We start from the raw sequence: 6244 nt of genomic DNA, 5'->3' as shown, positions 1-6244 counted from the left end.
GACTCGGCGTGGTCGCCGCTGGTGCAGGTTTCCTTCAGTGTTGAGCAGTTCGACCGCCGCCGATGGCAGTGGCAGGACGGCACCACGGCCGAAATGGTGCCGATGCACACCGGCACGTCGAAATTCGACCTCGTCCTCCAGGTGTTCGACGCGGGTACCGAAGGGATGTGGGGCGAGTTCGGGTATGCCACGGATCTGTACGACGCGTCGACGATACGGCGGTTCGTGGACCGGTGGCTCGCCGTCCTGGCCGAGGTGACCGCGGATCCGCAGACCCGGCTGTCGCAGCTGACCGCAATGCCCGCCGCCGAACTGGACCTCGTACGGACCTGGTCGACCGGTTCCGAAGGCGACCTGCCATGGATACCGGTGGATGAGGCGGTAGCTGCTCGGGCCCTGGAGTGCCCGGAGGCTGTCGCGGTGCGTGACCGCGGCTCGTCGTTGACCTACGGCGAACTGCTGGCGCGGGCCGACGGGGTGGCCGCTGCACTGCGGGATGCCGGTGTCGGGCGTGGTGCGGTGGTGGGGCTGTGCACGGAGCGTTCGGCGGACCTCGTGGTGGGAATGCTGGGCATCCTGCGAGCCGGCGCCGCCTATCTGGCGCTCGATCCCGCCTATCCGCGCGAACGCCTGGCGTTCATGCTGGAGGACTCCGGTGTCCAGGCGGTCGTGGGCCATGAGGAACTCTTCGACCGGCTCCCGCTCGACGGCCACGTCACCGTCGACGTCCGCACCATCGAACCGGTGCTCCTCACCCCTGGCACCGCCGGGCAGGAGAGTCCGAACGACCCGGACCGTGGCGACGACCTCGCCTATGTGATCTACACCTCGGGTTCCACCGGCCGGCCGAAGGGTGTGGCAGTACGCCACCGCAACGTCGGCTCCCTCATGACCATCGGTCAGAAGTGCTTCGGCTTCGGTCCCGAGGACATCTGGACCCTCTTCCACTCGGCCTCGTTCGACTTCTCCGTGTGGGAAACCTGGGGAGCGCTCACCAACGGAGGAAGCCTCGTCGTCATCCCCACGGAACTGGCCAGGGACCCGGCGCGGTTCCACCAGCATGTCTCGGAAACGGGCGTCACCGTTCTCAACATGACCCCCACCGCGTTCGGCCGTTTCGAGGAGGCGGACGCCCAGGCTCCGGCGCCGCTGGCTCTCCGCAAGGTGATCTTCGGGGGAGAGGCCGTCGATCTCGCGGCCGTGCGCCGCTGGTGGAACCGCCACCCGGTCGGCACTCCGGAACTGATCAACATGTTCGGCATTACCGAAGTGACCGTGCACGCGACCGTCAAGACACTCGTCCCCGAGGAACTGGGCGACAGCGTCAGCCCGATCGGCCGGCCGCTGCCCGGCTACACCATCCGGGTCCTTGGCCCGCATGGCCGGGAGCAGCCGGTCGGCGTCGTGGGGGAGATGTACGTCTCGGGCGCCGGAGTGGCTGCCGGCTACCTGAACCGCCCGGAACTCACCGCTGAGCGCTTCGTCCCCGCCGACCCGGGCAACCCCGGGGCCGGCACCACCTACGCGTCCGGGGACCTGGCCCGGTGGCTGCCCGACGGCGAACTCGAGTACCTGGGCCGCGCCGACCGGCAGGTCAAGATCCGAGGGTTCCGGGTGGAGACCGGTGAGGTGGAGGCGGCACTGGCCACCCACCCCCAGGTCGAGTCGAGTGTGGTCACCACCAGCCGTCGCGAGGACACACCGCGGCTCGTCGCCTACGCCGTACCCGTGACGGGAGCGGAACTGTCCGCCGGTGACCTCCGTGACCACCTGGCCGAACGGCTCCCGTCGTACATGGTGCCCGCACTGATCGTCCCGGTCGCCGAGATCCCGCTCAACGCCAATGGCAAGGCCGACCTGGCCCGGCTGACCGCGATCACCCCCGTGCCGGGAGAAACGCGGACGGAGTACGCGCCCCCCTCCACGGAGGAGGAGAAGGCCCTCGTCGACGCGTGGGCCGAGGTGCTGGGTGTGGACCGGGTGGGGGTGCGGGACAACTTCTTCGATCTCGGCGGTGACTCGATCCGGAGCGTGCAGGTGCTGGCTGCCGTGCGCCGCCGCGGGCTGACGTTCGAGTTGTCGGACCTGTTCCAGCACACCACGGTCGAGAGACTCGCGGTGCTCTGCCTTCCCTACGAGGCGCCGGCCCAGGAGTTGGAGCCGTTCTCGATGGTGACGGCCGAGGACCGGGCGAGGATGCCGGACGGTGTGGTCGACGCTTATCCGATGACCGCGCTCCAGACCGGAATGGTCTACGAGATGGAGGCGGACCACACCTTCTCGCCCTACCTCAATCTGGACAGTTTCCGGGTGCGGGCCCGTTTCGACGAGGTGTTGTTCCGGCGTGCGGTGGGTGATGTGGTGGCCCGTCATGAGGTGTTGCGTACCTCGTTCCGGATGCGCGGCTTCGACGAACTACTGCAACTTGTTCATGCCACCGCGGAGATCCCGGTGGTGGTGGAGGACGTGCGGGAGCTTTCCGGGAGCGGGCGTGAGGAGCGGATCGCGGCCTGTGTGCGCCGGGAACGCGGAATCCCCTTCGATCTCTCTGTTCCGGGGCTGTTGCGGTTCTTCGTCCATGTTCTGGAGGACGGGGAGTTCCAGTGGACGCTGGTGGAGCACCACGCGATTCTGGACGGCTGGAGCCTGAATTCGACGCTCGGTGAGATCATCGGCCGCTACGCGGTGCTGCTGAGGGACCCGGAGGCGCCTCGGGAACCTGCTCCGGTGTCGCGGTTCCGGGAGTATGTCGCGTTGGAACGGGCCGGTGCCGCCGACAGCGAGTCGCGGGCGTTCTGGGAGCAGGTGGTGGGGGAGTGGGAACGGCCGTTGCTTCCCCGGCTGCCGCTGTCGGAGCGCGGCGGTGCTCTGCTACCGCTCGACGGCACCGATGTGGTGGAGCACGTTGCGTCGGAGCAGGCCTCGCCGGAAGAGGAGGTGGGGTACGGCTCGTTCGAGACGCGGCTGGATGCCGGGCTGTGCGAGGAATTGGAGGCTCTGGCCCGGCGGTTGGGTCTGCCGATGAAGAGCGTGCTGCTCGGGGCGCACCTGGTCGTGCTGTCCAAGCTCACCGGACACCCCCGCCCCGGCACAGGAATCGTGGCGAACGGCCGACTCGGTGAGGACGGCGGCACCGATGTGCGGGGGCTCTTCCTGAACTCGGTCCCCTTCTCGGTCCTTGTGAAGGGCACGCTGGAAGACGTCGTGCGGTCGGTCTTCGCACGGGAGGGGGAGATCCTGCCGCACTGGCGGTTCCCGCATGTGGAGATCCAGGCCCTGGCAGGTGGCGACCCGCTCTTCGAGACCCATTTCATCTACAACCACTTCCACGTACTCGGTGACGCGCTGAAGAACGCGGACGACGTCGAGATCGTCGACATGCCCGACGGCTCCTACATGCAGACGCGGGTGGAACCCACGAACTTCCCCTTCACCTGCGGATTCGTGCGTGACCCCAGGACCGCGACGCTGCTCATGGCGATCGACTACCACCGTGACAAGTTCGCGGGGGATCAGGTGCGTGCGTACCGGGACTACTACCTGCGGGTGTTGTCGGCCCTGGCGGCGAATCCGGAGTGCCGGGTGGAGGAGGTGGATGTCCGGTCCGAGGCGGAACGGCGGGCCCTGGCTTCCTGGAACGACACCCACGCGGACCTGCCGTGGACGTCGGTGGACGAGGCGGTGGTTGCTCGGGCGCTGGAGTGCCCGGAGGCTGTCGCGGTGCGTGACCGCGGCTCGTCGTTGACCTACGGCGAACTGTTGGCACGGGCGGACGGGGTGGCCGCTGCGCTGCGGGATGCCGGTGTCGGGCGTGGCGCGGTGGTGGGGCTGTGCGCGGAGCGTTCGGCGGACATGGTCGTGGGAATGCTCGGTGTTCTGCGGGCCGGCGCCGCCTACCTGGCTCTCGATCCCGTCTACCCGAGCGAACGCCTGGCGTTCATGCTGGAGGATTCCGGCGCCCGGGTGGTCGTGGGTCATGAGGAACTCTTCGACCGGCTCACGCTCGACGGCCACGTCACCATCGACGTCCGCACGACCCCACCGGCGTCCGACCTCGCTCCGGCAGCCGCCAATCGCGGACAGGACGGCGCCTGCCTCTCCTACACATCCGGGTCGACGGGAAAGCCGAAGGGCGCCCTGCTGCCGCACGAGGGGGTGGTCCGCCTGGTGTGCGGAACCGCCTTGGTGCCGCTGTCACGGACCTCGGTCGTCGGGCAGATGTCGGCCGCCTCGTTCGACCCCATGATGTTCGAGGTGTGGGGCACGCTGATGAACGGCGGGCGCCTGGTGATCGTCCCGCCCGAGACGGTGGCCTCCCCCGAGAACCTGACGGAACTGGTGCACACCGAAGGCATCACCGTCCTGGTGACCGTAACCGCCTGGTTCAACGCAGCTGTAGCACTGGCCCCCGAACTCTTCGACGCGTTGCAGCACATGACGGTGGGCGGCGAGGCGCTCAACCCGCTCATGGCCGAGCGGGCACTGGAGACCGCGAGGAACACCGGCATCTACAACTGCTACGGACCCACTGAGGTATCGATGAGCGCCACCTCGGAGCTCCTCACGGCGGACACCGTCACGGCGGGCACCATCACGGCGGGCCGTATCGGTTCGCTCGTCCAGAACACCCAGGGCTGGATCGTCGATCGGACCGGTCACCCGACGCCGGTGGGAGTACCGGGCGAGCTCTGGCTGGGCGGATCCGGCGTGGCACGGGGATACGTCCGGCGCCCGGCACTGACGGCGGAGAAGTTCGTGCCGGACGGATTCTCCGGGGCTGCCGGGGGACGCCTGTACCGCACGGGTGACCGTGCGCGGTGGCTACCGGACGGCACCCTGGAATTCCTCGGACGTATCGACCACCAGGTGAAGATCCGGGGATTCCGCGTCGAGCCGGGCGAGACCGAAGCAGTGCTGCTCACCCACCCGCAGGTCGACACCGCGGTGGTGGCGGTCCTGCCCGGCCCGGACGGCGCACTGCGCCTGATCGGGTACGCCGAGGGGCCGGGACTGACCCCGGCGCACGGGGGCGGACTGCGGGAGTTCCTCGCCGGGCTGCTTCCCGAGTACCTGGTGCCGGCACAGGTCCTGGTCCTTGACGCGCTGCCGCTGCTGCCGAACGGGAAGATCGACCGGAAGGCCCTGCCCGAGCCGGACCTCAGCACCGGGGCCCGCGCGTACGTCGCCCCCGCCGACGAGACCGAGGAGACCGTCGCCCGGATCTGGTCCGAAATCCTCGGAGTCGAGCGTGTCTCCGCCACGGACGACTTCTTCGACCTCGGCGGACACTCCTTGCACGCCATCCGCGTCACCGCCCGGATCAACCAGCAGACCGGTGCAGGGATCGGACCTCATGACGTGCTGGCCAACCCGACCGTCCCGGGCCTCGCGGCACACATCCGCGGACTGCGTCCCGGGTCGGACGACATCGACCGGTTGATGGCCGAACTGGCGCAGCTGTCCGACGACGAGGCTGCTCGTCTTCTGGAGGAGGAACTGTGAGCACCAGATCCCCGCACGCCTCGTTCGACAGCAGCTCGGACCGCAGTCCCCTTCCGGGCGTGACCGACGAACAGTGGCAGAACCTCTCCGCGGCCAAGCGCGAACTGCTGCGGCGAAGGCTGACCGCATCGGTCGCCTCCTCCGGGGGTGTGTTGGTGGGTTCGGGTGCGGTGGAGGGGGTGTTGTCGCCGGCGCAGGAGGCGTTGTGGTTCTTGTGGCGTTTGGATCCGGGGGCGGGTTCGTACAACGTGCCGTCGGCGTATCGGTTGGCGGGTTTGTTGGATGTGGAGGCGTTGGGGCGGGCTCTGGCTGGGGTGGTGGGGCGTCATGAGGTGTTGAGGACGCGGTTTGTTGAGCGTGGTGGGTCGGTGGTGCAGGAGGTGGTGCCGGCGGGTCCGGTGGGTGTGGATGTGGTGGTGGTTCCTGAGGGTCGGGGTCGTGAGGAGGTGTTGGCGGGGCTGGTTGCGGAGCGTGCGGTTGAGCCGTTCGATCTGGATGGGCATGTGCCGTTGCGTGTGGTGTTGTTCCGTCTGGCGGCGGACGATCACGTGCTGTTGGTGGTGACGCATCATGCGTTCACCGATGCGTGGTCGGACGAGATCTTCTGGCGTGAGCTGGGGGAGTTCTATGGGGCCGAGGTGGAGGGCCGGTCGGTTGAGCTTCCGGTGCTCGGTCTGCAGTATCTGGATGTGGCTCGGTGGCAGCACGGGTTGCGGGAGCAGGGTGTGCTGGGGGCCCAGTT

Annotated in this window: 2 protein-coding genes; both read left to right on the top strand. The window is 68.5% G+C overall.

What is annotated here, in order from left to right; all coding sequences use genetic code 11:
* Positions 1 to 21 precede the first annotated feature (21 nt).
* Positions 22 to 5502, top strand: a complete 5481-nt coding sequence (locus tag AB0L71_RS32545; RefSeq protein WP_365250323.1) for an amino acid adenylation domain-containing protein — start codon at positions 22 to 24, stop codon at positions 5500 to 5502.
* 59 nt (positions 5503 to 5561) lie between these two features.
* A partial coding sequence (locus tag AB0L71_RS32540; protein ID WP_365250320.1) for a condensation domain-containing protein occupies positions 5562 to 6244 on the top strand: 683 nt, incomplete at its 3' end.

It is taken from the genome of Streptomyces sp. NPDC052052 (assembly GCF_040680455.1).
In the GTDB taxonomy this organism is placed as follows: Bacteria; Actinomycetota; Actinomycetes; order Streptomycetales; family Streptomycetaceae; genus Streptomyces.
Note: the sequence above shows the minus strand (reverse complement) of the source record. Positions and strands in the feature narration are given on the sequence as shown.